Below are 25,716 nucleotides of genomic sequence, written 5' to 3' on the forward strand. Positions count from 1 at the left end.
CCATTGTGGTTGGTCTGATCTGGACCAAGGCGACAGCGTAAGGTCAGTGGGAGCGTGCAAGGTTTATCCCATCCTTGATGGCAAACAGAACTTTCAGACAGGAGCTGTCCTTAATGGCGTTTTACAACCGGAAGAAACTGGAACTGCAGGAGGCGTTGGCAAAGCTTGAGGCTGCTGAGAGCCGGGTTCGGGAGCTGGAGTCGGATTTTCAGGCCATTGAACAAGCTGTTGCGGTTCTCGTAATGACGCAGGATGGTATTATTGAACGCGCCAATGACCGGTTTCGGGATCTACTGGGATACGAGCCCGACGATCTTGTCGGCCAGCACCATCGGATCTTCTGTGACAGCGATTACGCCAAAAGCGAAGACTACATCCAGTTCTGGAGGGAGCTGGTTACTGGCAATGTGAAGCAGGGCAGTTTTCCAGCCGTTCACGCAAATGGGCATGATGTCTTGTTAGAAGCCCGTTATTCGCCGGTAAAAGGAGAGCAGGGCATTTCGAGGCGGGTTATCGCGATCATCGGTGCGTCTCAGCGTGGAGTCCCTAAAAGCATTTGATTAATGACTGTAAAAAGAAAAAAGAGAGGGAAAACGATTATTTTGCGTTGGTAGCCTGCAGAAAATGCTAAGTTCTTGTTATGCCCACGACCTTCCAATAAAGGATAGTAGAGATGATGCGAACTGAGTTTCTTCAGGAATTGATCAAGCAGCTCTCGCCAAAACTGGATTCGACAACTTACGTCTACTGCACAGTACCCAAGGCCAGGTATGGCGAACTGGAACACCTTAACCCGATTGTCAGCATTGCCGAACTGGAAGGCCTGACGCTGGTAATTCCTCTTGAGCAGGCCAAAGCCGAGGGCCTGGACTACTACAGAATCTTCCGGCGCATTACTCTGGAAGGGCATTCAAGCCTGGAGGCCCTGGGTCTCACATCGGTGGTAACAAGCCTGTTGGCAGAGAGAGGCATCACCACCAATGTGATAGCCGGGTTCTACCATGACCACATGTTCGTGCCCAGTGACCGCACTGAGGAGGCCATGAAGGCGCTGAAGGAGCTGGCTAATAACCCGAACGGCTAATCTGACATCCGGCTGTCCTTGTAACAGCCGGTTTCTCTACAGCCTGGAAATGGGTTACCAACCCGTCAATCAATTGTCGGTCGGTTTTGTCGGCACTTGAGTCCGAACGGCTGCGAATCGCAGGGCAACGGCCAGGGTGAAAAATGCCGCCAAGCCGCCGAAGAGAGTAATTACAGGAACAATGTTCATAGGATTAAAACCTCCAGTAGGACTAATTGCGGCCTGTCGTCTGTTGTCAGCATTCCGGGTCTGAAAATCAGCGATGTCTGACCCCGATTTTGCACGACAGGTTATGTGCAAGCTCACTATTAGTCTACGAGGAAGAGGCTGTGATGGGCGTAGGCAGAAACCATTATTACGGGTATGCAAATACACTTAGACGAGTGCCAAACCGCGGAAAGATCCGTTTCTTGCCAGCCGCTCGTCCAAGTTGCACAAGCAATCGAATATAGATTATCTATGTTGCTATGTCTCAGATAACGTCATTGTATGTCTATAAAGTTGCCGGTCAGGCAAGCCCGGGCGTAGAAACGCGCGACTTGATACGGGAACTTGGCCTTCCGGTAGACGGCCCCATCGATCCAACGCAGATGGTGTCTTCAGCGGCGTATTACGGCTTTTTTGCCGAACTGGTTGATCGCGATCCCGATGGCCTTGTCCTACCCTTGAGGATCGGCGCTGCCATGCGAAGCGACGAGTACGGTGCTTTCGGTCTGGCGTGGAAATCCGCACCAACTTTGCGAGGCTCTTTCACCAGGGCAGAGCGTTACGGACATGTACTGGGTAGCGCGGAAACCTATTCACTCGAAAAGACGGAAGAGGGCTTTCTCTTCAACCTTGAAAAAGCAGGCGATGGTTCTCGGGGCATGCTGCTCTCAAATGAGGCCAGCATGTCGGCGGTAACGACCATCAGCGAAGAAGTAAGCACCTCACGCTTTGTACCGATGGCCATCTATTTCAAGCATGCGCCGCTCGGCAGTACCAGCGTGTATGAGTCGTATTTTGGCTGTCCCGTTCATTTCGAGTCGGGTCGCGATGCGATGCTTGTGAGTAACGAAAGCATCGATACACCCAACAAACTGGGCGACGAGCCCATCGCCCGGTTTTTTGACCAGCATCTTGAGCTGCAACTGAATTCGCTCAAAGGCGATACTGAACTGCAGCAACAAGTCAGGCGTGCTGTCGCCAACGTTCTGAGTGAGGGTGTACCGAAGCTGTCACGAATCGCCTCCGAGTTGAAGATGGGCGCCCGGACATTGCAAAGAAGATTGTCGGAGCAGGGCTATTCATTTCAAACCATTGTCGACATGGCGCAGAAAGATCTCGCACAGCGACTTCTGCGCGAGACAGACTACAGTCTTGCCGAAGTTGCCTTCCTGACGGGGTTTGCGGAACAAAGTGGGTTCACTCGGGCCTTCAAGCGTTGGGCGGGACAGACGCCACGATCCTATCGACTTCGAGCTCGCTGAAGCGGGGTTCAAGGTTGTCGTCAGCTGCACAAACTCTGGCACCCTGGGGCAATAACAAACAACACTGTTCCTCGAAAATTGACTTGCACTTACGAGAAAAGGAGCAAGTCAATGAAACCATCCAATCAGTCACATCAAACAATTCTTGTCGTAGGCGGTACCGGAAAAACCGGGAAACGCGTCGTTGAACAGCTTAAAAGCATTGGTCATGAGGTTCGAGTTGGGTCCCGCTCAGCGATCCCGTCTTTTGATTGGGCCAACGAGAAAAGCTGGGACGCCTGCCTCACTGGCGTAACCTCAGCCTACATCACTTACTCACCTGATCTGGCAATGCCTGGCGCCACTGACGCTATCCAGGCGTTCGTTAGCCTGGCCAGACGCCGCGGAGTGAAGCGACTTGTGCTGTTATCAGGGCGTGGCGAAGCCGAGGCACAAGCCTGCGAAGACATTGTTCAGGAATCTGGCCTCGAATGGACGGTCGTCCGCGCAAGCTGGTTTAACCAGAATTTCTCTGAGGGCGCATTCATCGACATGGTGTTGAATGGCGCCATCACTCTGCCAGCAGGCGATCAGGTCGAGCCCTTCGTTGATGTCGATGACATCGCAGACGTGGCTGTTGCGGCCCTGACTCAGGACAACCACAGCGGGCGCATCTATGAAGTGACGGGGCCAAGACTCATGACCTTTGCAGACGTGGCCAACGATCTTTCCCGCGCGACCGGTCGCGAGATTTCATTCATCGACGTGCCTCACAAGAGCTTTATTACAGAGATGGAGAACTCCGGGGCGCCTGAGGATGTGGTCTGGATGCTGGACTATCTCTTCGCAACGGTTCTTGACGGCCGCAACGCCCATTTGACCGATGGCGTACAACAGGCACTTGGCCGCCCACCGAAAGACTTTGCAACCTTTGCAGAGGAAGTGGCAAACACGGGTATCTGGGAAGAACGATAAACGAGTCTGGCCCCCCGAAATGAACCAGGTTTGGCAGGCGCTTGCAGCAGTTGTCAAACCTGACCCTTTCCCACTTTCAACTCACAGGGAACATGAAGAATGCTGGATAAGATACTGTTAACAATATCAATCGCACTTTACGCCATTGCTGTTCCGTATTTGGAGATTAACGACACCCACGTGTTCAACCCGGACTGGGTAGCCCATGCGAGATTGCACGAAGTGTGGCAACTGATTACCAACTCTTCTCTCGGTGCGATTGCCCTGTGGCTTACCTGGATGTCTGTCGATGGAAAGGGCAAAGCAAGTGTTATTGCGCTGGTGGTCACCGGCGGTTTCCTTGCAGCCTATGCCTTACAGGGTTTATACGGCGGATCAATGGTGCATCCGGATGGTACGGAAAAAACTGTATCAGGCATCAATGTCGGCGTGATTGGATTCGGTTGGGTATTTGCGAGTTCCGTTTTTACACTCGTGAGAGCAGGGCGCCTTTCTGTCATGTAGCAGGAAAGTTAAATGGAACCAACAGAACAGGAAGTGCTCCAGAGGACTTCTCTGTAACAATAGGACTGCCCTGATAGTCAAAGGAGTGACTATCGTTGATTAGGTTCGGGAGGGCGCCATGACCGCTTTAACTCAGGTATCTCAGGGAAATTATGTACCGACAGAGGGAATGAAGGGGCTTTTGCGGCGGTGGTTTTATCTGAAGTTCGTTCAGAAAAAGAGCACCGTAGAGTTGATGGCAACAGCCTCCGACCTTCGAAATAAAAGCGCGTTGAGCATCGTGGCGCTGTTGGACGTTGACGAGCAAATGATCTCGCAAGTGGTCGGCAAGAAAAGGCTCATCTTTGTTCAGAACTGCCACGCTTACCTGAAGGGCTCGGTCAATCCTGCAGCGTTGGATGTCGACCTTTTGCGCGACTGATATCTGAAACTGACGTATGTTAGCAGTTGGGTAAACAGTTAGGTGATCTGGGGTTCGGAGGCAAAGGCACTCAATACCTGTTCAAGCTTTTCGACCAGATCGCTATTCGTCAGCTCGCCGCGATCGACATCAAAGTTATCGAAAAAGCTTGGAATGCTGAGGCTGCCAACGACCTTGCCACTGAAAAAGGGAGCAGCGGCCTCAGCAAGCTTCAGCACGGTATTTCCGCCACCTGGCCCCGGAGACGTGGCGAGCATCACGATCGGTTTGTCGCGGTAGACGTTCCGGCCAATTCGACTCATCCAATCTAAGAGGTTTTTAAACGCTACAGTGAAGTTGCCGTTGTGCTCCGCAAAGGAAACCAGAATCACGTCCGCTTGTTCGATCCTGGCCTGGAAGGCATGCGCGCACTTAGGAATGCCGTATTGCTCCTCCAGGTCGATGTTGTAGATCGGCAAGTCAAAATCATTAATCCGATCTCAGCATTCGCCAGCTTGGTCGCAGCGTATTTCACGAGTTGTTTATTGATGGATTTGCGACTGTTGGTCGCGGCAAACGTTAATACTTTCATACAAGGCTCCCCAATTCTCCCGCGTTATAACGAGCAACCACCTCATCGATTTCTTGTTGAGTGCTCATTGCAAACGGCCCGTGTTGAATGAAATTTTCATTGATTGTCTCACCCGAGAGCACCGCAAAATGGCTGCTTGATGAAGATTTTCCGCGTATCGTGAGTGCCTCGCCCTCTGCACCATCAATCGCGCTGGACTCTCCCTGGTGGAGCGTGAACCATTCGCCGCGCACGTGAAATTCGATGTCGCCTTCAACTGAATAGATCCAGGCATTAAAGCCCGCTTGAATGCGGTGTTCGAATACCGATGTTTTGTCAGCAAAACCATCAAAAATGGTGGCTGGCCATACCGACGCTGCGTCCGTCTCGACCCCGTTGCTTTGGCCAAGAACCAGCCGCACACGGTAGCCCTGGCCCTTCAAGGTCGGCATGTCTTCTCGCTTCACATGCAGGGAGCTTGGCGCCTGGTGCTTCATGCGGCCGGGCAAGTTGACGAAAATCTGCAGTCCATGAATCGTGGCATCTTCTCGCGGTGCCTCGTCGTGAACGGCACCGCTGCCCGCATTCAGCCAGTAGAGATCGCCAGGGTTAATGTCGAAGTTATTCCCCAGCGAATCGCGGTTGTTAAATTTGCCGTCCGTATCTTCAAACAAAACGGTGACTGCCGAGAGGCCAGCGTGAGGGTGGGCACCAAAAGTCGGGACCGTCATAGTGTAGTGATCCACCATGATGAAGGGATCCATGGCCCCATAGAACTGCCCGTGACGAAAGCCCACACCCGTGAACCCTGAGCCTACACTCAGTGGGCTCCCCTTTACCGGGGCAAGAGCTGTTATCGAGTCATGTTGTTGAGCAACCTGATCGGTCATTGTCTTTCTCCGTTCCATATGTGATCTGAAAATAATCTAGCAGCTTGGTATCTGAACAAAAATGGCTAAAATATGAACTATACGTTCCATATATAGGACGCTAGTGTGAGCATTGACCTGAACGACTACTTCTATTTCGTGCATGTTGTTGAAAAGAAGGGTTACACCGCAGCGGCAAAGGCATTGGACATGCCCAAATCGCGACTGAGCCGACATGTTGCTCAGCTGGAAGAGCGCCTTGGTGTGAGGCTGCTTCAGAGAAGTTCCCGCAATGTCGCCGTTACCGAAGAAGGGAAGAGCTTCTATCAGCATGCTCGAAAGCTCGTTGACCAATTCGAAATGGCTGAAGCAGCAATGGACAATAGAGGTGGAAGCCTTTCAGGAAAGGTTGTGATCAGTTGTTCGCTGGGTGTGGCGCAATTTGTTCTGTTCGATATCGTCACTGATTTCGCCAGGCTGCATCCGAAAGTGCTTATCGAACAACGCGTCACCAACTCCATGATCGACTTGATTACTGAAGGAGTAGACATCGCTATTCGCGGGCACAGCGGCGAATTGCCTGATTCGAGCTTGATACAGCGGTTTATTGCGAATGTGGAATGGCAGTTTTATTGCTCGCCTGGTTATCTGGAGCAACTAGAACAACTGCAAGCACCCTATGATTTAGCCAGTTGTCGTTTTTTAAAGGTGGGGAGAGCCGGCGCGAAAGAGGCGATTCCCTTGCAGCACAGAGATGGTCTTCGAACCCATCAGACTACCCATATCGCTCTTTGTTCAGAGGATATGTCGACAATTAGGCAAGCCGCAATTGATGGCCTGGGCGTTACTGCATTGCCTGATTATGTCTGCAGAGCACCCGTTGAAGCCGGCCAGCTCGTTCGGATATTGCCAGGCTGGGTATCCCAGTACGCAAGCCTCAGTCTGTTGATGCCGTCACGGGTAGGTGTGCCACCGCATACAAAAGCTTTAGCCGAGTTCATTCGCGAGCGGCTGCCATTGGCTGTGAGGCCGCAATAGACGGAGCAGGGCGGATGTACACGGCTTTCAAGCGTTGAGCAGAACAGACTCAAAAGTCCTATCGACTATGGATTGGTTGAGGCTGTGTTTGAATTTGTCGCCCTCGGCAAAAACTTTGGCATGCTGCGGCAATAACATCCGACATGGTTCCACGAAAATTGGCTTGTACCTGAACCAACTAACGTTCATTGCCCGTCTGACAGGAGCCATATTATGACTTTGCTTGAACTCGCACTGATCGTGGCTACGTTGCTATCTGCCTTAACGGCCGGGTTTGTCTTTTCCTTTGCATCGGTTGTTATGCCAGGAATTGGAAACTTAACAGACAAGGAATTCATCCGCGCATTTTAGGCTATCGACGGCGTGATCCAGGCCGGTCATCCCGTCTTCGGTTTTGTATGGATCGGATCCGTCTTTGCTTTAGTGGCAGCGGCGATTCTGGCAGTCCTGCAGAACGACGGCCTGGTGCCAACCCTGGTAGTTTCCAATGCGGTCGTCTATACCCTTGGGGTCCAACTACCAACATTCCTGATTAATGTGCCGCTCAACAACGCCCTGCAAATGTTGAATGTGGACGACATGGATGAACTTATGCTCGCATCAGAACGGCGCTCTTTCGAAAATCGCTGGGTACGATGGAACCTGATAAGGACTGCATTTGCTTCCGGGGTTAGCGTTTCATTGATGCTGGTTCTGCTGTGGCTTTGACAGAGCCTGCCGGCAGGGATATGGCTGTGGAGCGGTAAGTGGGTGTCTAAAAAATGGCCTACCACGCAAAGTACTAAACTTCTGCAACCAAATATCAGTGACTTACCGGTCTAATTCCACATTAAGTGCTAAACAAACTTAAAGTAGATTCTAGAATAGAGCGCTCATCCCGGTTTTCACACAAAGTGCTAAATTCGTCGTCCGACTCGAAGTTCGGAATAGTCTAGCCGGAACCGAAGGATTGGAGGCAGGCAAGAAGCCTTGCTGGCAGGGGAAGCTATTAAACAAAAGCGAACATTCGTGCTGCGCCCTACCAGAGATAATTTCCCCTCCGCAGAATGGCGAAATTTATCCTCTCCAGACGGCTTCCTTTGCCTGAAGAGTTCAATTCGAGTTCTTTCAAACTAGTGCTTATGCCATCTTGTGATTATGCGGTTGATTAAAAATCGCACATAGTAGTTAGGAGTGGCAATAATTCATATCTGAATAATAATTGTAGCCTCCCGGAAGCCCTACCCCGAGAGCATGGAGCAGCTCCTAAAAAGCATTTTTAGTCGGACTTTCAGCTGCAGAATGCACGCAGCAACCTTTCCTAAAACGAACACGGCCTCTCTGCCAACAACCCTAGAACCATCATCAATAGAAAAATGAAGGGAAAACTGATGGATTATGAAACGGACAATTTAGTGATCGGCAGTGGTGTGTAAACATCCCTGTTTTAGTTGCACCGCTGCTTAGAGTTGTCCGCCCGTTGGTGTTTCGCCAGATATTCCCATGGCGTCAGATCTTCCAGTGAATCGTGGGGGCGTTCGTCGTTGTATTCGGCCATCCACGATTCGGTTAGTTGCCGGACTTCGGTGAGATTCCGGAAGACATACATATTCAGTACCGTGATTTCTTCATGTCGTTCTCCGTTTGCCTCATTGTAGGCCGGAGAACTCTAAGGAGACTTATTCAGAGTCTCCCAAGATGTTCCTGGCTGGAGTTGTCTGCTCGGATTGCCACAACCCCCATAGCGGCAACCTGAAGATGGAGGGCAACGGTGTCTGCGCCCAGTGCCACAACGCCGGTGACTACGATACCCCGGATCATCATCACCATCCGCGTAACAGCGCGGGTGCGCAGTGCGTCAGTTGCCACATGCCCGAAGCCTCGTTTATGAGGATCGACAACCGGCGGGAGCACAGCTTCATGGTGCCCCGGCCTGATGTGTCCAAGGCATCCGGCAGCCCGGATGTTTGCCTGGCGTGCCACACGAACCAGGATCGCGCCTGGTCAATGGAAACCGTCGGCAGCTGGTACCCGGATCTTTACCAACCGGATACCTGGCATCACGTTCAGCAACGTAACTTGTCAGAGGTTCTGGCCTATCTGGCCGATGATCATGAGCCTGCCATTCGCCGGGCAACGTTGCTGGAACAGCACGGGCAAGGGCTGGTGGCCCGGCACATGGCGGTCCTGGCAAGCCTGGCAAAGAGCGATCATGCGGTCATCCGCGAAAGCGCCTATCGTGTGCTCAGGCACGGCGACATGAGCCAGTCCTGGGAGCTTGCTGAAAATGGTCTGGCTGATGACTCCCTGGCGGTCAGGCTGGCGGCCTTTGAATCCATGGTGTGGTCCGGCACCCTGCCGGACCCTGAGCGCTGGGGCGAAGTTCAGAGGGAATACGAGCACTACGTTGATATGCAGTCAGACCTGCCCGCGGGCAGCGTGCTCAAAGCCCGATACCTGATGGCAGGGGATTATGTCTACAAGGCAGAGCAACAGCTCAACCGTGCTCTGGGCAAAGACCCAGGCTACGTGCCCGCCACCATCCTGCTGACCGATATTCTCCGTGCCGGCGACCGCAACCTGGAAGCGGTCCGGGCCATTGATCAAACCCTGGAACACAGCCCTGATGAACCCCAACTGATTCACCTGCGGGGGCTGATCCGTATTCGCCTGCAAAACTACCCGGCGGCGCTGGCGGATCTGGAACGGGCCCATCAACTGGTGCCCGGCCAGTGGCTGTTTGGCTACCGGTACGCGGTTGCGCTGTTCCAGCTGGACCAGAAGGACAAAGCCCGGCAAGTGACCCAAGCCTTGTTGCAACAATACCCCGATAACGCACAATTGCGGGCACTGATGAACCACCTGTAGGGACAACCAAAACCGGGGCTGGGGCGCGCTGTCGCCTCAGATCCACCCCAGCCACCTCCACCACAGGTAATCCAGCGGAAACAGAATCACGATGGTGAGGGCGGCCAGTATCAGGCACAACCTGGCGGCATGGCCCATGGGGATGCCGGCCAGGGGCATGGCCATCATCAGGGGCACGGACTGGTAGGTAAAAATGATGGTGGAGAAGCCCAGAACCTGAGTCATCAGCACCGCTTCCAGGCTGAAGCCGGTCATTTCGCTCATGGGGCCAGCCAGGGGGGTGAGCGTTGCCGGAATGCCCGCCAGGGTGGTGACCATCCCGGTCGCGGTCGCCGTGAGTGACAAGGTAAGGAAGTTGGCAAAATCCCGCCCCGGCTCCAATGGCAGCCAGCCCAGCACGTGGCCGCCCAGAATACCGCTGATGTTCTGATGGTTGATCAGCCCGGCAATGCCCAGCAGGCCGGCCACCACCAGAATTGAGCTGATGTTCACTTTCTGGTTGAAGCTCTGTGTAGAGATCATGCCAACACCGGGCATCAGCAGCAGGGTCGCTGCCGCCAGGCCAATCCACGCCGCGGAGATCTGGTGCCAGGTGTCGGTCAGCCAGAACCCGAGGGTCACCAGAAGTATTACCATCAGCCGCGATTCCTTGAAATTGAAAGGCCGGCTTGATCCTGCTTGCGGAACCGGCTTTGGGTTGTCCGGGTACAACCGCACCAACACAACCACCAGCAGGATAGCCTTGAGGATGCCCAGCACCGGAAAGTGCAGCAACAGGTATTCCCCGAACATCGGGCTCCAGCCATGAATCTTCTCGGCAGAGCCAATCATGATCATGTTCGGGACATTGGCGGGCAGAATGGCAAAGGTGGGCAGATGGCTGCCAAAGGCCGCCGCCAGGCCAGCGGCTTTCTGGCCATTGCTGCCAGGCTCAAAGCCACAGCTGTGGGCGATGGTCAGGGCGATGGGAATAAACAGCACAATGCGCCCCACCGAGGAGGGCATCACAAAGCCCAGCAGAATACCGATCACCACGATGCCGGCGATCAACCGGGTATAGCTGGCATCCAGGTGCCGGGTAAACAGGTCTGACACCCGTTGGGCCAGGCCGGTTTCCGAGATGGCAATGCCGATCACCAGCCCGGAAACAATCAGCCAGCAGGCGGTCGAGGTGAGCCCGGAAAACACCACGTCGGCCGGAGCCAGCGACAACAGCATGGCCAGGGTCAGCACCAGCAGGGCGGTGACAAACTCCGGCACCGCGCTTGTGGCAAACAGCACAAGCCCGGCCATCACCAGCAGCGCCGAGAGCCGTTGGGGGCCATCGAACCAACCGGCTGCCGGGCTGAACAGCAGCGCTGCAGACAATAACGGAATCAGGGCCAACGCAAGCCACTGAGACCGGTTAACAGGCAGATTGGTCATTGCCGGGTAAGATCCTTCTCGCCGTTAACGGACATCCTGGTTCTTCTTCGGGAACAGCCAGAAGGCAAACCAGCGGGTCATCCGTGGCATCAGCACATAGCTCATCAGCAACATGACTACGATGGTAACTGCCATGGTGCGCAGCAGCAGCGGGATCTGGGCCAGAAGGTCACCGAATAGCACGAAAACGAGCGTAACCGCAGGATACAACGCCAGCCAGCTGACTATGGTCATTTTCCACTTGGGAGGCGGTTTAACCGGGTTCTGTCCGGGCAGGGTAAACCAGGTGATGATTCCTGAAGTCACTTCACGCTCACTGGGTTTTGCCAGCAAAGCTTCAAGTTGTTCAAGGAGCTCAGCTCTTTCCGGAGACTCTTCCCAGGCGGTCAGAGTTTCTCGATCCCTAAACTTGAATATAATCCGGTATTCGGGATCATCCGGTGAGGACGGCCGGAACATGGCAGCTCCGAGGTAACCCGGAAAGTGGGCTGCTCTTTCGGTCATTTGGCTGCTGAGTTGCTCGAATGCGAACTCCTCGCCTTTCCTAACCCGACGTGAAATCACGACAGTGATCGGATGGTTGGAGGTCTGGTTGACCGTCTTTGTCATGATACATTCTCCGTAAGGTGCACAAGCCCGGGAGAGGCTCATGCCGTGATCTCTTTTGCCTGCTCTGAAATTAAAAAGGGGCCCGCAAGAGCGGGCCCAGAGAGAGCGACAACAACGAAGAGATCAGCTTCCCGTTGCGCGCATATGCTGGACGTTGAACATCTGCGGCTTGGAGAGCTCCGGATCAACCTGACCTTTAAACTGTCCGGTTGTGCAATGGCTGGCCTGTACATCGATCATGGTAAAGCTGTCATCGATAGACACGCCGCTGCCCTTGTTCTTGGGCAGGTGATGGTCCGGATGCGCCTGACCAATGGTGAAGGTTTTCCACATGCTGCCCTTGCGGTCATAAGACACCGTGCGCGGGATAGTGAAGGTCTGGGCGTCCATGTAGTGCACCCTTTTTTGCAATGGGTGACTTTCATCAACAGGAACAGCCTCTACTTCGTAAACCTTACGCAGCTGCCAGGTGATTTCCGGGAAACAGCCACCCTGGCCACCAAAGGCAACAACCTGGTAGCCATCGTCGTCCTGGTGAGTCTCTGTATCGAGCTTCATGTCATTGTGGTTATAGAAGGGCATCAGCATTTGACGGGTCCCTTTATAGGTCCAGTTCATGTCTGAAATGCGACCGTTATAACCTTCAAAGTCCTCGATCATCAGATCGGAACCCAGGAACGCATCGGTAACCTGACCGGTAGCCAGACGGCGTACACGACGCTGGAAGCCCAGATACAGCCATGAATTGTCCCGCTTGAGGTCGTCGGAAGCGCGGTGGATCAACAGCTGGGTGTTGCGAACATCAGCCGGATCCAAAGCTTGCACGTAGATAGCGCGGAACAGGTCAGACGGGTTTGGCGTAATCTCTGGTACTGGTTCCTGGTTCACTCGGCCCTTGAAGTTCAGGAAATGGAAATTGAACTTGATGGTACGTTCCACCTTGCCGGAATCCATATCCCGATACTTCCAGTAGAACGGATAAACGGCAGCACTATCACCCCAGTTGTAGCCATATTTATAGTTCCATGCGAGTTTTTCACCGGCCCGGGGGTCACTTTCATCCGGTTCCTCAGGGAATGGTCTGCCAGCCTGCCATCCGTTGATCTCACCGAGCTGGTCGCCCAGGGAAACCTGGCCAAGGGCGGCGCGGGTGGCCTCGATGTAGCCTTCGTTCAGGCCAAAGGAGGTGGTGTCACCTACGGTGATGGAGGTCCAGCCATTCTCGATAAATGTGTAGAAGGCAGGGTCGATGACATCCTTGAACTGGGCCACGTTGGACTGGTCGATGGTCATGCCAACGTTAAGGCCCTCATGGCTCGGAACCTCGTTCTCATAGGGAAAGAAGGAGTTCTGAATAACATCCTCGTTGGCCTGCACCTGAGTGGCAAACATGCCAGCAGCAAGACCAGCTGCGAGGCACTGTGACAGTATTGTCGGCTTTGTTCTTGGTTTCATGTTTTTATCCTCTTGTTATCAGAAGCTGTAACGTGCAGTCAGCTGGATTTCGTCTTCTTTTTGAGCCATGCCAATGGGGCCTGACTTGAAGCGGCCGAGAGGCTCATAACTTCCGAGACCGGCAGACTCTCCTGGTTGTTGGCCCGTAACGCCAGGCGTTTGGGTGAACGGATCCCAGGGGTTGCATGAACGACAGTCGTCGAATTCCCGGGCTCCGGTTCCCACTTTGAAATTTCCGCCCAAAGTGAGCTTGAAATTGTCGTTAACCAGCCAGTCCACAGACGGCGCAATAGCGGTAGCTTGCGCTCGGAAGTCGTGGGCTGTGATGATTTTCGGGGTCAGGCGACCATTCATGTAGAACCCTTGCATCAACAAGGTTGCGGTCCAGTTGTATTCATAATCTGGAATGCCAGCTTCGCCGTAGGTTCTTTGCTCACGTTCGTGGTCCAGAATATGCTGGCCGAAAATCTGTCCGGAGAACAGGAATGCCTGACTTTCGTTCAGGGCCGGGATGAAGATGTTTTTGTCCGCGCCGATTACGTAACGGAGTACATCTGATTCTGAATAGAGCTCTTTGCGAAGGGTATTGGCAAATTCCTCACCCGAGGTGTAAGCCGTTTCTACGCGGAATACCGTGTCAATTCCCTGAGAGTAATAATCCAGAGAGCCACCAACGAGATTCACGCGCGGGAAGTGGATGTCGAAAGCGATCAGGCTCGGCCAGACAGCAGTCTCTCCGGTGAACCCATTGGTTGCAGGAATGCCCCCTCTGAGAGAGGGCAATTGGGAGCGATAGGTCAGGGCATTGAGAGAGAATCCAAGATCGCCATAAACCCCTTCAAGCTTCAGGCCCAGCTGAGTATTTGACAGGCTCCAGCTCGGCATGTGTGCCTTGCGGATACCGATCTGGCCGGGTCCGAAGTCTGTTGCGAGGCCCCCGTCAGGAGTAGCCCCCGCGAAGTTTGCCACGGTTCCACCATTTTCCCAGAGGTTGTTCATGCCCCGGAAGAAACAGCCGGCATCCAGGATCACGTTTGGTTGGCCGCACTGGCCAATGTCATGGGGGCGGAACTTGTCGAAGTTCCACACCACCTGAAAGTTCAGGTCATCAAATGCCAGACCGTCGAACACTTCGGTGGGGCCCATGCGGTAATCAGTCCGCAGGATCCACATGGGAATCCGGATATCTTCGAGTTCGTCATAGATGTTGTTCCGGGAGTAGTCCACCGGGTTGATGACATCGAGTACCCGGAACAGGTCCGTTCTGCCCCAGATAACCTGCTGTTTACCCAGTCGTGTACTCAGGATGTTGCCGTTATCGAAGTTAATATCGAAGTCGGCATAGAGTTCCCGGATGAAGTCGGCGCGATCGTTGAACTCCTGGAATCTCAGGTCGTTGGAGTCCTTGTCCAGATACCCGTTGATACAGCCGCGGTCGTCTTTGTCACAAGGGCGCACCGGAACGCCGAAGGCGACACCGTTGTTCTGTGAATGCAAATGCTCCCCCAGAACCACCATGCCATCATTGGGGTTCTGGCTAACATCAAAGCCAAAAGTGTTACCAGGGGGCAAAGGAATAGCACTTGCAGGACTGCCAACACCACTTCCATGCGGAACAGTGCCTTGAGGTAGATCTTGTAACTGAACCGGACCCCCTGCGTTTCGTCCATACTCATCATCATTCAGATCATAAACTCCGTCATAACTTCCCCGGAGTGTGGCGTTGAAGCCCACATTGCTGAAAATTCCCACATCACCGGCTTTTTTCTCCAGCTCTAGTTGCAAGGTATTGCGGAATTTCGAAAGCCCCACGCCTTCTCGGCCGTAGGTGGCGTTTTCAACGTAACCGTTAACGCGGGTATCTTCTGCCGCTACGGTTGTGGTCATTGGAGTCAGCGCCAGGCAGGCACCACCCGCAAGGGTGTAGCACCAGAACCTCAGGCCTTTTGTTTTTATTTGCATGGCTTGTCCTCGTTACAGGTTTTTTTGGAGTTTCGTACCGGTTTACGCCCGGTACGGTTCTCCTGGCACAAATCCGTCCTCCTGCTTCCTGGCGGGAGCAGCAGCCGGAGTTGATTTCGGTTTTCTATGATCCGAATGCAGAATGCCGTCTTCGTCGGCATAGACGTCGGTGATAAAGCGTGGCTTGAAGACCAGCACCCATGAGGGCACCAGAAGCATTGCGGCAAGACCGTTGATGATGATCATTACGCACAGCAATAACGCGGCATCGGACTGGAAACGCAGGTCAGAGAAGATCACCCACATGATGATTCCTGCCATCAGCGTCAGTGCGGTGAAGCTGATTGCCATGCCGGTTGTAGAAATAGAACGCTGCACAGCTTCCCGGAGGTTCTGAAACTTGGCCATTTCTTCCCGGATGCGATCCATCATGTAGATGGAGTAATCAATACCGACACCTATGCCCACGGCGATTACCGGCACCGTGTTGATGTCGATACTCAGGCTGTTCAGGCCCATATAAGCGTAGGTCAGGGTGGTGGCAAACAGCATAGCCATCAACATCATGAGGCCGGCGTGCCATGAGGTGTAGAACAGCATGACGAAAGCGAAGATCAGCAGGAATACAAGCGGCAGAACGATTACATTGGTCTCGAATGCTGATTCGTTCATTGCGGCCGCTACGCCCAGGGTGCCCCCGGCCAGCCGAATGGTCAGTCCTTCTACGCTATCGCCATTTTCTGCAATCCATTCCTTTGCCATGTGAATGGCGCGGCGAATGGTTTCGCCCTGGCGGTCCTTGTAATAGAACACCAGGTTGGCAACGCGGTCGTCGGTATCGTTGAACTCGTCCAGGGCACCGGGAACCGGGCTGGAAGCCATGTAGGTGAACATCAGGCCGCCCACGTAGCCGACATCGTGGGGAATCTGGTACCAGCGGGGGTCGTCGTTGTGCATCAGGCGGTTAACCTGCTTGACCAGGTCTGGCAGTCCCTTGGCGCCACCTACCTCCGGGTCAGTCAGCATATGGGCCTGAAAGTCGGCCAAAGCTGTCAGTACCTCCGGGCGTTTCAGCCCTCCTTTTTCATCGGTTTCAGCAACGATATAAAGTTCTTCTGATCCAGGGAAACGCTCGTTCACGATCCGGGACGAGACGTTGTAGTCATGATCGGGATAGAGAATTGGAGAACCGGGCTCGGAGTCGCCAATCTGGACATTGGATGCGGCCAAGAGTCCGCCGAGCATCGCAATGGCGCCTACGGCCAGGATGACTCGGGCAGAACCCGGTTTGGTGACCATGCGCGAACTGGTGCTACCAATATGGCGCAACACCGTTTCCCGGATTTTCGGGTTCTTGGGTGTTGGCAGGATGGAGAGCAGCAGCGGTACACCAATCAGAACGGTAAATACCACGGTGATGGCCCACAAGGAGGCATAGATACCAAGGTGGGTGTTGAGAGGGATGGAGCCAATGGCGATAAGGGACAGACCGATGGCGTCAGACACCACCCCTAGCGATCCTGGACGGAACAGGCTGTCAAAGGTTGCCTTGGCAGCTTTCGGGCCGTTACCCAGTTCCTGGGTTTCGGCATAATAACGCTCAACCAACTGAACCCCGTGGCTCATGGCTCGCGCAGCAATCAAAAAGGGGATTACCAGGCCGAGAGGGTCAAGGTTGTAACCCAGGAAGCTGATAATCCCAAGCCCCCATATTGTGGAGACAAGAACGCCGCCTAGGGGGATGAGCACACCGTAAGCTTTACGGAAGTGGAAGATGAGCAGCGCTAGCATGGCGAGCACAGTGAACACAAAAATTTGCAGGATCTGATCCATATAGGTGTAGGCCCAACCCACTAATACCGGCTGGCCTGTGGCATAGATGGTAACGCCTTCCGACGCCTCTTCAGCTCGCAGTTCCTGGAGTTGGGCAAACGTTGTTTCATAATCGAGTTTGCCTTCGATCAGCTGCGCTTTCACCAGCGCCATCTTCAAGTCGGGTGACACGAGAGGTCCATAGACCCGCGGGTTTGCGGCAACATCAGCGCGCATGGATTCCAGTTCTTCGGAGGAATACAGGCCGCGAGTGGAGTCGTAGTAGGGCTCGGAGTTAATACTACCTACTTCGGTGAGCCATACTTTTCGGGAGTTTCGATGGGTGACACTGGATACCAGGTTGTGGTTTACACCCGGCAGGCTATCGACGGCCTGAGTAATTCGATCGATGCGAGCGAGATTTTCATTCGTGAAAATGTCACCTTCTTCAAACTCGACACCCACCACCAGTACATTAGCACCACCGAAACTGTCTTTGATGGAGTTGTGCAGTTCAATGTAGGGGTGTTGTTGGGGCAGCAGGTCGGCAAAGTCGGTAAATATTTTCAAACCGGGAATTCGCAGGGCGAAAACCAGAGTCAGAATAGCAATCAGTGAAAGCACCTTGCGTGGGTTGTTGAATATCCACACTTCCAGCAGGTGCATCAGGTGCGTGAAACGATGCAGTTTGGACATGGTCAGTTACCTCAGTCTGTGCTGGCGGCAAGGGCCGTTTGGGGTTTGATGTCAAATAGCAGGCCTCGGCCTCCGGCTACGAGAAGACGCTGGTCAGGCAGAGCCAGCCCGGCCCTGAGGTAGAGCGGCTGTTCGGATTCGGAGATCTTGTTCCAGGTATCTTGCTGCAGTTGCAGTACAGTGGCGTTGTCTGCCAACGCATAAAGACTGGTGTCTCCAGCTATGAAACCGAAGATCGGAGCATTGGTTGCTGCAGACATCTGTTCCCAGTTTTCACCGCCATCGCTTGTCTGGTAGATAAAACCGTTAAGGCCGCCAATCCAACCGTTTTCGTTGTCTTTGAAATAACTGGTGTGAATGTAGAACTCATCAGGGGCATACCCGGCAATGCCCCAATTCTCACCACCGTCATCGCTTTTCAGAACAAGGCCGTATTCGCCGGTTGCAATGGCCTGATTTTGATTTACGAACTGGAGGTTGTTGATGATGGCATCTTCGTAAAGAGAGGACTCGCTCCATGATTCGCCCTGATCGGTGCTGAGCTGAACAGTCGTGAAGCTTCCTGCAGTCACCCAATTACCGCTAGCCCGGATTTCTCATAGTGCTCCAACAACCTTCGCAGACCAAGCCTGGTAGTGCCAGATCCGAGTGGTCATGGTCGAAGTTGGCGATTATTTAGCCAGTTTCCGGCATTCAGGCACAACTCCCCCTTTCCCCCATTGGTATCGGGCCGGGGGAGCCCGATTATCTACTGGGGCACCAAGCGCTGAACCAGTGCTGAGAGATCGTTCTTGTGTGGATAGCTATCACTCATCAACACCCGTATTCGGCGGGTGTTGCGGATGATGACTGCGCCAACCTTGATCAGCTTCAAGCGCAAGGTGCCGGCACTCATACGTTCGAAGGGCGTGTTTTTCAGATGCACCCGCAAACGCTCGAACAGGGTGTAGGCGAAGCCGGATAAGATCAGCCGCCACTGGTTGGTCCACCAGTGTGTGCTGGAGGTGCGACCGGCAAACAGATCCAGTTGTTGATCCTTGATCCGGTTCTCCATATCACCCCGTGCGCAATACTGTTCGTAGTAGAGCTTGAATCCGTCATCGTAGCGGGAGCTGATAACGAACCGGGGGTTCGGGCCTTGAGGGCCATATTCCAGGCGCGCAACCACCCAGCGTGGCTTATGCCAGCTTCGGGCTTTGTAGCGGAAGCGGAAGGTGCTGGCGAGCTTATGGCCATGAGCCTCGTAGTAGGTCCGGACTTTGTCCATGGCTGGGGCGGCAAGCGCCTCCAGCCGCTGGTTGCGGGCCATGCCTACGATGTAATCCACCTGGTTGCGATCGCACCAGGCCAGCAGTCGGGGCTTGCTGAAGTGGGAGTCGCCCCGGAATACGATCCGGGTCTGTGGCCAATACTGGCGAATAAATCGCACCAGCAGCGCCAGAATGGCCCAACTGTGCCGGGCATCACCCCGGTTGCTGGTGCGCAGATAGCTCACCAGCAAGTGCCGGCCGCAGAAGACGTAAAGCGGGAAGTAGCAGTGATGGTCGTAATACCGGTTAAAGAATTTACCCGGCTGATCCCCATGCACCGGGATATCGGTGCCGTCAAAATCCAGCACGATTTCCTTCGGCGGCTCTTCGTGTTGTTCAATAAAGTGGTGCCAGAGCAGCTCATGGGCCTTCACAATGGTTTGCCGGTCCATTGCCTGTTCCATTCGGCACAGCGTGGATTTGCCAGCCAGAGCGGAGGCGTTACCCGTGGCGGTTTGTAGTGCCTGATCAAAGCGAAGCGCTTCATGATCATTCAGATCTTCGTAGCCGCTGGCCACGCCGTAGACGCGCTGCCGGATCATGGTGTTGAGCCCATGACGAATCATCCGGGGATCCCGCTGGTCGGTCAGAGTCTCGGCCAGCCGTTGGGTTAACCGGTGTTGTTTGTCGACTTCGCGCAGTAACAACACACCGGCATCCGAGGTGATATGGCCTCCGGAGAAATCGGCTTCAATCTGGCGGCGGGAGAGTGGCGAGAAGGTCAGTTTTTGAGGTACCATTTTGGATGCGGCTACTGGTGCTTGGTGGATTGGTTAGGTTCTTGAAACTATAGCACTTTTAGCCGCTTCTTTTTATCCCTTCATGAGAAATCCGGGCTAGGTGAACAAGCAACAGTCATCATCTGTTCCTGGCTGGGGAGGGCATGCTTTACCCAGTTCTTGGCGGATGCGTCACCGTGCCAGACGGTGTTATCAAAGGTAAGCGCGATGAAGCTTTGATCAGGACACGACGTGATCGAAAGAAAGCTATTCCCTGAGATTTCAGAATGCCGTTTCCAGGTTTCGCCCTGATCGCTGCTGGACAGCAGAACACCATCGTTGCCGGCAACAACAATCATGTTCTGGTTGCTGGCCATGGCCTGATAGAAATCGGTTCTTTTGGTGGGCTGATTCTCAACACTTCTGACCGCTTCAAGGTTGAGCGGGGCTTCGCATCCTGTCAGCAATAGTGTAGAGGCGCTGGTAAACGCCAGTGCAACGCCGGAGGCGCGCAAAGAGCGCATAGGGGCTTCATGCATTGTTCTGTCACCGTCTTTGTTTTTGTGAAGTAAAGCGACTAACGGAGTTTCAGCAATGCCTGTGCCAGCTTATGAGTGATTTTTTAAAACATTGAATGTTTTAGGTTTTTTTGAGATCGCTGGTATCTGGAGGATTCTGACGTTGATCGTTTTGAGTGTTGACTTTTATCAAATGATAAATTTCTTGTTCTAGTTGCTGATTTGATCAGTTTGCGAAAGAAGCAACATCCTTGTTGCATTAAGGTATGCTTAGTTTTCAGCAAGAATGCCTGATTTTTTCAGGCGATAGGCAAGTGCCGGGCGGGTAAGCCCTAGCAGTCTCGCAGCTTTTGAAACGTTCTGGTTGGCTTGTTCCATCGCTTGCTTCATCAATGTTTCTTCAACCTGATCAAGGCTGATGCCCTGTTTGATAACCTGGTCTGACCAGCTTCCGCCCGAGTCGCCCGGTTTTCCGGCACGCATGTTTCCGTCATTATCAATGTGTTCGACAGAGTCCGGGTTGACTTGAGGGGGGGTTACGAATAGCGCATCCTGACTGATAGTTTCGTTGTTGTCAGTGAGTATCACGCCCCGCTCGATCACGTTTTCCAGTTCACGAATGTTGCCCGGCCACCGGTATTGCATGCACAGCTCGAGAGCTTTGTCTGAGAGCCCCAGCGTTCGTTTGTCGTATTGGGCGTGGAACTTCTCCAGAAAGTGGCTGGCCAGAAGCGGCAGGTCTTCCTGCCGATCTCGCAACGGCGGAATTTGCACAGGGAACACGTTCAGTCGATAAAAAAGGTCGGCCCGAAATCTGCCATCTTCAACCGCTTGTTCGAGACTCTCGTTAGTGGCTGCGATTACCCGGACGTTCACTTTTCGAGTGCGATTGTCGCCGACTCTTTCGAGTTCGCTTTCCTGAAGGACTCGAAGAAGCGTGGCTTGTGCCCGTGGAGTTAACTCAATGACTTCGTCGAGGAAGATTGTGCCTCCATCCGCTCTTTCAAAGCGGCCTTCTCGGGACTGGTTGGCTCCGGTGTATGCGCCTTTCTCAACACCGAAAAGCTCAGCTTCGATCAGGTCTGGTGGAATAGCGGCGCAGTTCACCGCGATGAAGGGGCCATCAGAGCGTTCGCTGCGCAAGTGAACGCTTTTTGCGATGACCTCCTTGCCAACGCCTGTCTCTCCAAGCAGTAATACCGAAACCTTTCCCTGTGCTGCCTTGTCGATCATTTTGCAGACTTTATTGTACGAAGCAGACTGTCCGATACCGTAGTACTGGCCTTGTTGTCTCTGCAGCGTGCTGCGTAGGGAGTTCAACTGTTCCTGAAGGTCGTAGAGTTCTTCGATCATTGGGTCTGTTTTGAAGTAACGGGAGAACTCTTCCGCGTCGGGCCATTCTTCCGCGGGCTTTCCTTCTATCATGCAGGTTTCGTCACCGCAGCCGCGGCAGCTGATTTCCCGGAAGATGATTTCCCTTCCCATAAAGGACGAGGTGTACGCGCAGGCATAGCCCAGCAAGACCCAACAGGCGGGCTCCTTCATTTGGCCGAGTTCGGTTTTGCAGATTTCAACTTCCCAGGAGTCGATCCACTCAAGCCGGCCATAGAAATCGCCCGTTTCCTGGTCCAGGTCAATCTCCAGGGGAACAACTTTCACCATTCCTTTGAGGGAGTGGAGCTGGGGCCCTGCAAGAAAAATGTCCAGCTCGCTGCAGTGAGGACGTAACTTGCGGGCAAGCTCTGCGTCTTTGAGGCCGGACAGGTACCCCAGTCGCAAGAAAAAGCCCTTGGCTCTTTCCGTGCCCATGCTATTGACAATTTCGCGACGGAAGGCCGCTAGTGATGTCAGGTTCATCAGCAACATGCGTTGCTCGCCAAACCAGATTTTGCCTTCCGAGCTGTGGAAATGAATCTGCTCCGTCAGATCCTTGAAATCCGTGTAGTTCAGTTGTGGCTTATAACTGACAGCCATGGTCGGAGACCCCCGTTAATTGTTGTGGGTGGGGAGCGGCTCTGGTGGAGCTCATTAATTGATCATCTAGCACATGATCGAAGTCAAAAATCAACCAAATAGTAAAAATTGACAGCTGAGATGGTAATTGGCGGTTAGTCGACCATTTGCGGAGGTGTCTCCTTGTTTTGATCATTTGATGAAAAATCGATGGTGGTTTGGGTGGCCTGATGTCCCTAGGTCTCAGCGTAGAAATTTTCTGTGAATGGAAAAGGTGTTTTGAATCAGTCTCCTGTGATTGTGTTTCCGCACAAAGACTAAAAGTGGCACAGGCGTTGCTCAATACTTGTCAGCCAACAAAAAACACAACCGGGGCTAACCATGACTAACGCAACCAACGAAAAAACCTTTGACGAAATGACCCGCTATGTCCGGGTCCGCAGCGAGCCTGGCGACAAATTCGTGGAATTTGACTTCGCCATCGGGTACCCGGAGCTGTTCGTTGAACTGGTGCTCCCCCGCGAAGCGTTCGAAATCTTTTGCAAGCACAACCATGTGGTCCACATGGACTCCGACATGATCCGCGAGATTGACGAAGACATGGTCAAGTGGCGGTTCGGGGAGCGCGGCCAGCGTTATTGAGCCAAACAAGCAACACCCACAATCTGATCCACAAAAACAAAACGGAAAGGTTGATATGAGTATCGAAATTAAAACCACCTCGATGGAACCCATTCGTCACACCTACAGCCACATTGCGCGCCGATTTGGTGACAAGCCGGCGACTCGCTATCAGGAAGCGAGCTACGACCTGGAGGCGAAAACCAACTTCCACTATCGCCCCCAATGGGATTCCCGATACGAGCTCAATGATGATCGCCGTACCGCCATCCGCATGGACGACTGGTACGCGGTGTCTGATCCCCGCCAGTACTACTACGGCGTCTACGTAGGCAACCGGGCCAAAATGCAGGAGTCCGCCGAGACCAGCTTTGGTTTTTGCGACAAGCGCAACTTGTTGACGCGCCTGCCGGAAGAGACTCAGAAGCAGCTGCTGCGCCTGCTGGTGCCTCTTCGTCATGTTGAACTGGGCGCCAACATGAACAACAGCAAGATCTCGGGTGACGCTGTAGCCACCACCGTTTCCCAGATGCACATCTACGCCGCGATGGATCGTCTGGGCATTGGTCAGTACCTGTCTCGCATTGCTCTGTTGATTGACGGTAGTACCGGTAAGGCACTGGACGAGTCCAAAGGCTACTGGATGGATGACGAGCTGTGGCAGCCCATGCGCAAACTCGTGGAGGACACCCTGGTTGTTGATGACTGGTTCGAACTGACCCTGGTTCAGAACATTCTGTTGGATGGACTGATGTACACCCTGGTGTACCACAAAATGGATGCCTGGCTTGCGACTCAGGGTGCGGAAGACGTTTCCATGCTCACCGAGTTCATGCGCGACTGGTACAAAGAATCCCTTCGCTGGACCAACGCCATGATCAAAGCCGTCGCCGGTGAGAGCGAAGCCAATTGCGAACTGCTCCAGACGTGGATCGATCAGTGGGAGCCGCAGATCTATAGCGCTCTCCAACCACTGGCAGAAGCCTCGGTGGGTATTGACGCTCTGGATGAAGCCCGGGCGGAGCTTTCTACCCGCCTGAAGAAATTCGGACTGCAGAGTAGGGGAGTCTCAGCATGAGCCAGTTGGTATTCATTGTATTTCAGGACAACGACGACTCTCGCTATCTCGCCGAAGCGGTTATGGACGATAACCCTCATGCAGAAATGCAGCACCAGCCAGCGTTGATCCGGATCCAGGCTGAGAAGCGCCTGGTGATTAACCGGGAAACCATGGAAGAAAAGCTGGGGCGCGATTGGGATGTTCAGGAAATGCTCGTAAATGTCATCAGCATCGGCGGCAATGTCGATGAGGACGATGACCATTTTATTCTTGAGTGGAAATAATTGGGAGAATCATCATGGCTGTTCAAAACAAGAAATTGAATCTCAAAGACAAATACCAGTATCTGACCCGCGACATGGGTTGGGAGCCTACCTACCAGAAAAAAGAAGACATTTTTCCGCACGAGGACTTTGAAGGTATCAAGATTACCGATTGGTCTCAGTGGGAAGACCCATTCCGTCTGACCATGGATTCTTACTGGAAGTATCAGGCGGAAAAAGAGAAGAAGCTGTACGCCATTTTTGATGCGTTTGCCCAGAATAATGGCCACCAGAACATTTCAGACGCTCGCTACGTCAACGCCCTGAAGCTGTTCATCGGTGGCATATCTCCGTTGGAACATGGGGCCTACCAGGGATATGCCAAGGCAGGTCGTCAGTTCAGTGGTACTGGTGCGCGGGTGGCTTGTCAGATGCAGTCGATTGACGAGTTGCGTCATTCGCAGACCCAGCAACACGCCATGAGTCATTACAACAAGCACTTTAACGGCCTGCATGATGCTGCGCACATGCACGACCGGGTGTGGTTCCTGTCGGTGCCCAAGTCGTTCTTTGACGATGCCCGCACCGCTGGTCCGTTCGAATTCCTGACCGCCATTTCGTTCTCGTTCGAGTATGTGCTGACTAACCTCGTGTTCGTTCCGTTTATGTCGGGCGCCGCATACAACGGCGACATGGCCACCGTTACCTTCGGCTTCTCTGCCCAGTCAGACGAAGCACGCCACATGACCTTGGGCCTTGAGGTAATCAAGTTCATCCTGGAGCAGCACGAAGACAACGTGCCCATTGTTCAGCGCTGGATCGATAAGTGGTTCTGGCGCGGATTCCGCCTGCTCAGCCTGGTCAGCCTGATGATGGACTACATGCTGCCGAACAAGGTGATGAGCTGGGCCGAGGCCTGGGAAGTGTATTACGAGCAGAACGGTGGAGCCCTGTTCCAGGATCTGGAGCGTTACGGCATCCGTCCGCCCAAGTACCAGGACGTGGCCAACGATGCCAAGCATCACCTGAGCCACCAGCTGTGGACCACTTTCTACCAGTATAGCTATGCCACCAACTTCCATACCTGGGTTCCAAAGAAGGAAGAAATGGACTGGATGTCTGAAAAGTACCCGGACACTTTCGACAAGTACTACCGTCCGCGCTACGAGTTCCTGGCGAAAGAGGCCGCCGCTGGCCGTCGCTTCTACAACAACACCCTGCCGCAACTGTGCCAGGTGTGCCAGGTACCGAACCTGTTCACCGAAATGGGCGCGCCCACCAAGTTGAGCCATCGTCAGTTGGTTCATGAAGGCGAGCGTTACCATTTCTGCTCCGAAGGATGCTGCGACATCTTCAAGCACGAGCCGGAAAAATACGTGCAGGCCTGGCTGCCGGTGCATCAGATCTATCAGGGTAACTGCGAAGGCGAAGATATCGAGACCGTGGTGCAGAAGTACTACCACATCAACATCGGCGAGGACAATTTCGAGTACCTCGGTTCGCCGGACCACAAGCGCTGGATGGCCATCAAGGGCGAAAAGCCTGCTGATGAGAACCAGGACGCCGCCTGATACTGA

Annotated in this window: 25 protein-coding genes and 1 pseudogene; 14 read left to right on the plus strand and 12 right to left on the minus strand. The window is 53.7% G+C overall.

The features are described from left to right. Positions 1-113: 113 nt before the first annotated feature. From AC5JQH_RS20745 to AC5JQH_RS20770, 6 genes are all read left to right on the plus strand, one after another. Positions 114-560, plus strand: a complete 447-nt coding sequence (locus AC5JQH_RS20745) for a PAS domain-containing protein (RefSeq protein WP_493791324.1) — start codon at positions 114-116, stop codon at positions 558-560. A 113-nt stretch (positions 561-673) separates the two neighbouring features. Further along, on the plus strand, positions 674-1,084 hold the full coding sequence (locus AC5JQH_RS20750) for an ACT domain-containing protein (protein WP_014577053.1): 411 nt from the start codon (positions 674-676) through the stop codon (positions 1,082-1,084). Positions 1,085-1,569: 485 nt separating this feature from the next. Beyond that, positions 1,570-2,553, plus strand: coding sequence for an AraC family transcriptional regulator (locus AC5JQH_RS20755; protein ID WP_493805926.1), 984 nt, complete (start codon positions 1,570-1,572; stop codon positions 2,551-2,553). Positions 2,554-2,664: 111 nt separating this feature from the next. Next, the gene (locus AC5JQH_RS20760) at positions 2,665-3,507 is read left to right on the plus strand and encodes an NmrA family NAD(P)-binding protein (RefSeq protein WP_062784333.1); all 843 of its coding nucleotides are present in this window, start codon (positions 2,665-2,667) and stop codon (positions 3,505-3,507) included. A gap of 99 nt (positions 3,508-3,606) precedes the next feature. Further along, on the plus strand, positions 3,607-4,011 hold the full coding sequence (locus AC5JQH_RS20765) for a hypothetical protein (RefSeq protein WP_493805927.1): 405 nt from the start codon (positions 3,607-3,609) through the stop codon (positions 4,009-4,011). Positions 4,012-4,129: 118 nt separating this feature from the next. Further along, positions 4,130-4,432: a hypothetical protein gene (locus AC5JQH_RS20770; protein WP_439531098.1), complete on the plus strand. Its 303-nt coding sequence runs from the start codon at positions 4,130-4,132 to the stop codon at positions 4,430-4,432. Between the two features lie 38 nt (positions 4,433-4,470). On the opposite strand, the gene AC5JQH_RS20775 is transcribed toward AC5JQH_RS20770, so the two are convergent. Continuing rightward, on the minus strand, positions 4,471-4,890 hold the full coding sequence (locus AC5JQH_RS20775) for an NADPH-dependent FMN reductase (protein WP_493791327.1): 420 nt from the start codon (positions 4,888-4,890) through the stop codon (positions 4,471-4,473). 109 nt (positions 4,891-4,999) lie between these two features. Beyond that, entirely contained in the window at positions 5,000-5,872 is an 873-nt protein-coding gene (locus AC5JQH_RS20780) for a pirin family protein (protein ID WP_493791328.1), read from the minus strand. Positions 5,873-5,977: 105 nt separating this feature from the next. Between AC5JQH_RS20780 and AC5JQH_RS20785 the strand changes: the two genes are divergently transcribed. The 3 genes from AC5JQH_RS20785 to AC5JQH_RS20795 all read left to right on the plus strand — a co-directional run bounded on the left by AC5JQH_RS20785 (position 5,978) and on the right by AC5JQH_RS20795 (position 7,597). Further along, a complete protein-coding gene (locus AC5JQH_RS20785) occupies positions 5,978-6,889 on the plus strand; it encodes a LysR substrate-binding domain-containing protein (protein ID WP_493791329.1) in 912 nt (303 codons plus the stop codon). Between the two features lie 213 nt (positions 6,890-7,102). Beyond that, entirely contained in the window at positions 7,103-7,240 is a 138-nt protein-coding gene (locus AC5JQH_RS20790; protein WP_493791330.1) for a hypothetical protein, read from the plus strand. Positions 7,241-7,252: 12 nt separating this feature from the next. After that, entirely contained in the window at positions 7,253-7,597 is a 345-nt protein-coding gene (locus tag AC5JQH_RS20795) for an anthrone oxygenase family protein (RefSeq protein WP_493791331.1), read from the plus strand. Positions 7,598-8,315: 718 nt separating this feature from the next. Here AC5JQH_RS20795 and AC5JQH_RS20800 read toward each other — a convergent pair. Further along, positions 8,316-8,486: pseudogene (locus AC5JQH_RS20800) on the minus strand (integrase core domain-containing protein); the annotation flags it as partial. A gap of 80 nt (positions 8,487-8,566) precedes the next feature. Here AC5JQH_RS20800 and AC5JQH_RS20805 point away from each other — a divergent pair. Further along, on the plus strand, positions 8,567-9,736 hold the full coding sequence (locus AC5JQH_RS20805; RefSeq protein ID WP_273157874.1) for a tetratricopeptide repeat protein: 1,170 nt from the start codon (positions 8,567-8,569) through the stop codon (positions 9,734-9,736). Between the two features lie 36 nt (positions 9,737-9,772). Here the strand turns inward: AC5JQH_RS20805 and AC5JQH_RS20810 are convergent, their stop codons facing one another. From AC5JQH_RS20810 to AC5JQH_RS20850, 9 genes are all read right to left on the minus strand, one after another. Further along, positions 9,773-11,161 (minus strand): SLC13 family permease, encoded by a 1,389-nt coding sequence (locus tag AC5JQH_RS20810; RefSeq protein ID WP_176282942.1) that lies wholly within the window; start codon positions 11,159-11,161, stop codon positions 9,773-9,775. Positions 11,162-11,185: 24 nt separating this feature from the next. Further along, positions 11,186-11,770, minus strand: a complete 585-nt coding sequence (locus AC5JQH_RS20815) for an antibiotic biosynthesis monooxygenase (RefSeq protein WP_114333279.1) — start codon at positions 11,768-11,770, stop codon at positions 11,186-11,188. Positions 11,771-11,893: 123 nt separating this feature from the next. Continuing rightward, positions 11,894-13,225: a DUF1329 domain-containing protein gene (locus AC5JQH_RS20820; RefSeq protein ID WP_493805928.1), complete on the minus strand. Its 1,332-nt coding sequence runs from the start codon at positions 13,223-13,225 to the stop codon at positions 11,894-11,896. An 18-nt stretch (positions 13,226-13,243) separates the two neighbouring features. Continuing rightward, a complete protein-coding gene (locus AC5JQH_RS20825; RefSeq protein ID WP_493805929.1) occupies positions 13,244-15,187 on the minus strand; it encodes a DUF1302 family protein in 1,944 nt (647 codons plus the stop codon). Positions 15,188-15,229: 42 nt separating this feature from the next. After that, entirely contained in the window at positions 15,230-17,695 is a 2,466-nt protein-coding gene (locus AC5JQH_RS20830; RefSeq protein WP_493805930.1) for an efflux RND transporter permease subunit, read from the minus strand. 11 nt (positions 17,696-17,706) lie between these two features. Then, a complete protein-coding gene (locus AC5JQH_RS20835; protein ID WP_493805931.1) occupies positions 17,707-18,267 on the minus strand; it encodes a WD40/YVTN/BNR-like repeat-containing protein in 561 nt (186 codons plus the stop codon). A gap of 176 nt (positions 18,268-18,443) precedes the next feature. After that, entirely contained in the window at positions 18,444-19,745 is a 1,302-nt protein-coding gene (locus AC5JQH_RS20840) for an IS1380 family transposase (protein ID WP_493805489.1), read from the minus strand. An 80-nt stretch (positions 19,746-19,825) separates the two neighbouring features. Beyond that, positions 19,826-20,263 carry a beta propeller repeat protein gene (locus tag AC5JQH_RS20845; protein ID WP_493805932.1) on the minus strand — a complete coding sequence of 146 codons (438 nt, stop codon included), beginning with the start codon at positions 20,261-20,263 and terminating at the stop codon, positions 19,826-19,828. A 249-nt stretch (positions 20,264-20,512) separates the two neighbouring features. Beyond that, on the minus strand, positions 20,513-22,216 hold the full coding sequence (locus tag AC5JQH_RS20850; protein WP_493805933.1) for a sigma 54-interacting transcriptional regulator: 1,704 nt from the start codon (positions 22,214-22,216) through the stop codon (positions 20,513-20,515). 360 nt (positions 22,217-22,576) lie between these two features. Here AC5JQH_RS20850 and AC5JQH_RS20855 point away from each other — a divergent pair, with 360 nt between their 5' ends. The 4 genes from AC5JQH_RS20855 to AC5JQH_RS20870 are packed head-to-tail and all read left to right on the plus strand — an operon-like array spanning position 22,577 to position 25,710. Beyond that, positions 22,577-22,837 (plus strand): phenol hydroxylase subunit, encoded by a 261-nt coding sequence (locus AC5JQH_RS20855; protein WP_493805934.1) that lies wholly within the window; start codon positions 22,577-22,579, stop codon positions 22,835-22,837. 55 nt (positions 22,838-22,892) lie between these two features. Beyond that, entirely contained in the window at positions 22,893-23,894 is a 1,002-nt protein-coding gene (locus AC5JQH_RS20860; protein WP_493805935.1) for an aromatic/alkene monooxygenase hydroxylase subunit beta, read from the plus strand. Further along, positions 23,891-24,160, plus strand: a complete 270-nt coding sequence (locus tag AC5JQH_RS20865; RefSeq protein WP_473802693.1) for an MmoB/DmpM family protein — start codon at positions 23,891-23,893, stop codon at positions 24,158-24,160. The genes AC5JQH_RS20860 and AC5JQH_RS20865 overlap by 4 nt, the downstream gene beginning before the upstream one ends. A gap of 14 nt (positions 24,161-24,174) precedes the next feature. Next, positions 24,175-25,710, plus strand: coding sequence for an aromatic/alkene/methane monooxygenase hydroxylase/oxygenase subunit alpha (locus tag AC5JQH_RS20870; protein ID WP_493805936.1), 1,536 nt, complete (start codon positions 24,175-24,177; stop codon positions 25,708-25,710). Positions 25,711-25,716 lie beyond the last annotated feature (6 nt).

It is taken from the genome of Marinobacter sp. H13 (assembly GCF_059072335.1).

What these genes read in the sequence shown, in the direction of transcription:
- AC5JQH_RS20820 (WP_493805928.1), bottom strand. Translation starts at nt 13,225, where the DNA reads ATGAAACCAAGAACAAAGCCGACAATACTGTCACAGTGCCTCGCAGCT.
- AC5JQH_RS20855 (WP_493805934.1), top strand. Translation starts at nt 22,577, where the DNA reads ATGACTAACGCAACCAACGAAAAAACCTTTGACGAAATGACCCGCTAT.
- AC5JQH_RS20790 (WP_493791330.1), top strand. Translation starts at nt 7,103, where the DNA reads ATGACTTTGCTTGAACTCGCACTGATCGTGGCTACGTTGCTATCTGCC.
- AC5JQH_RS20745 (WP_493791324.1), top strand. Translation starts at nt 114, where the DNA reads ATGGCGTTTTACAACCGGAAGAAACTGGAACTGCAGGAGGCGTTGGCA.
- AC5JQH_RS20780 (WP_493791328.1), bottom strand. Translation starts at nt 5,872, where the DNA reads ATGACCGATCAGGTTGCTCAACAACATGACTCGATAACAGCTCTTGCC.
- AC5JQH_RS20865 (WP_473802693.1), top strand. Translation starts at nt 23,891, where the DNA reads ATGAGCCAGTTGGTATTCATTGTATTTCAGGACAACGACGACTCTCGC.
- AC5JQH_RS20750 (WP_014577053.1), top strand. Translation starts at nt 674, where the DNA reads ATGATGCGAACTGAGTTTCTTCAGGAATTGATCAAGCAGCTCTCGCCA.
- AC5JQH_RS20850 (WP_493805933.1), bottom strand. Translation starts at nt 22,216, where the DNA reads ATGGCTGTCAGTTATAAGCCACAACTGAACTACACGGATTTCAAGGAT.
- AC5JQH_RS20860 (WP_493805935.1), top strand. Translation starts at nt 22,893, where the DNA reads ATGAGTATCGAAATTAAAACCACCTCGATGGAACCCATTCGTCACACC.
- AC5JQH_RS20810 (WP_176282942.1), bottom strand. Translation starts at nt 11,161, where the DNA reads ATGACCAATCTGCCTGTTAACCGGTCTCAGTGGCTTGCGTTGGCCCTG.
- AC5JQH_RS20825 (WP_493805929.1), bottom strand. Translation starts at nt 15,187, where the DNA reads ATGCAAATAAAAACAAAAGGCCTGAGGTTCTGGTGCTACACCCTTGCG.
- AC5JQH_RS20845 (WP_493805932.1), bottom strand. Translation starts at nt 20,263, where the DNA reads ATGCATGAAGCCCCTATGCGCTCTTTGCGCGCCTCCGGCGTTGCACTG.
- AC5JQH_RS20840 (WP_493805489.1), bottom strand. Translation starts at nt 19,745, where the DNA reads ATGGTACCTCAAAAACTGACCTTCTCGCCACTCTCCCGCCGCCAGATT.
- AC5JQH_RS20870 (WP_493805936.1), top strand. Translation starts at nt 24,175, where the DNA reads ATGGCTGTTCAAAACAAGAAATTGAATCTCAAAGACAAATACCAGTAT.
- AC5JQH_RS20805 (WP_273157874.1), top strand. Translation starts at nt 8,567, where the DNA reads ATGTTCCTGGCTGGAGTTGTCTGCTCGGATTGCCACAACCCCCATAGC.
- AC5JQH_RS20760 (WP_062784333.1), top strand. Translation starts at nt 2,665, where the DNA reads ATGAAACCATCCAATCAGTCACATCAAACAATTCTTGTCGTAGGCGGT.
- AC5JQH_RS20765 (WP_493805927.1), top strand. Translation starts at nt 3,607, where the DNA reads ATGCTGGATAAGATACTGTTAACAATATCAATCGCACTTTACGCCATT.
- AC5JQH_RS20830 (WP_493805930.1), bottom strand. Translation starts at nt 17,695, where the DNA reads ATGTCCAAACTGCATCGTTTCACGCACCTGATGCACCTGCTGGAAGTG.
- AC5JQH_RS20815 (WP_114333279.1), bottom strand. Translation starts at nt 11,770, where the DNA reads ATGACAAAGACGGTCAACCAGACCTCCAACCATCCGATCACTGTCGTG.
- AC5JQH_RS20770 (WP_439531098.1), top strand. Translation starts at nt 4,130, where the DNA reads ATGACCGCTTTAACTCAGGTATCTCAGGGAAATTATGTACCGACAGAG.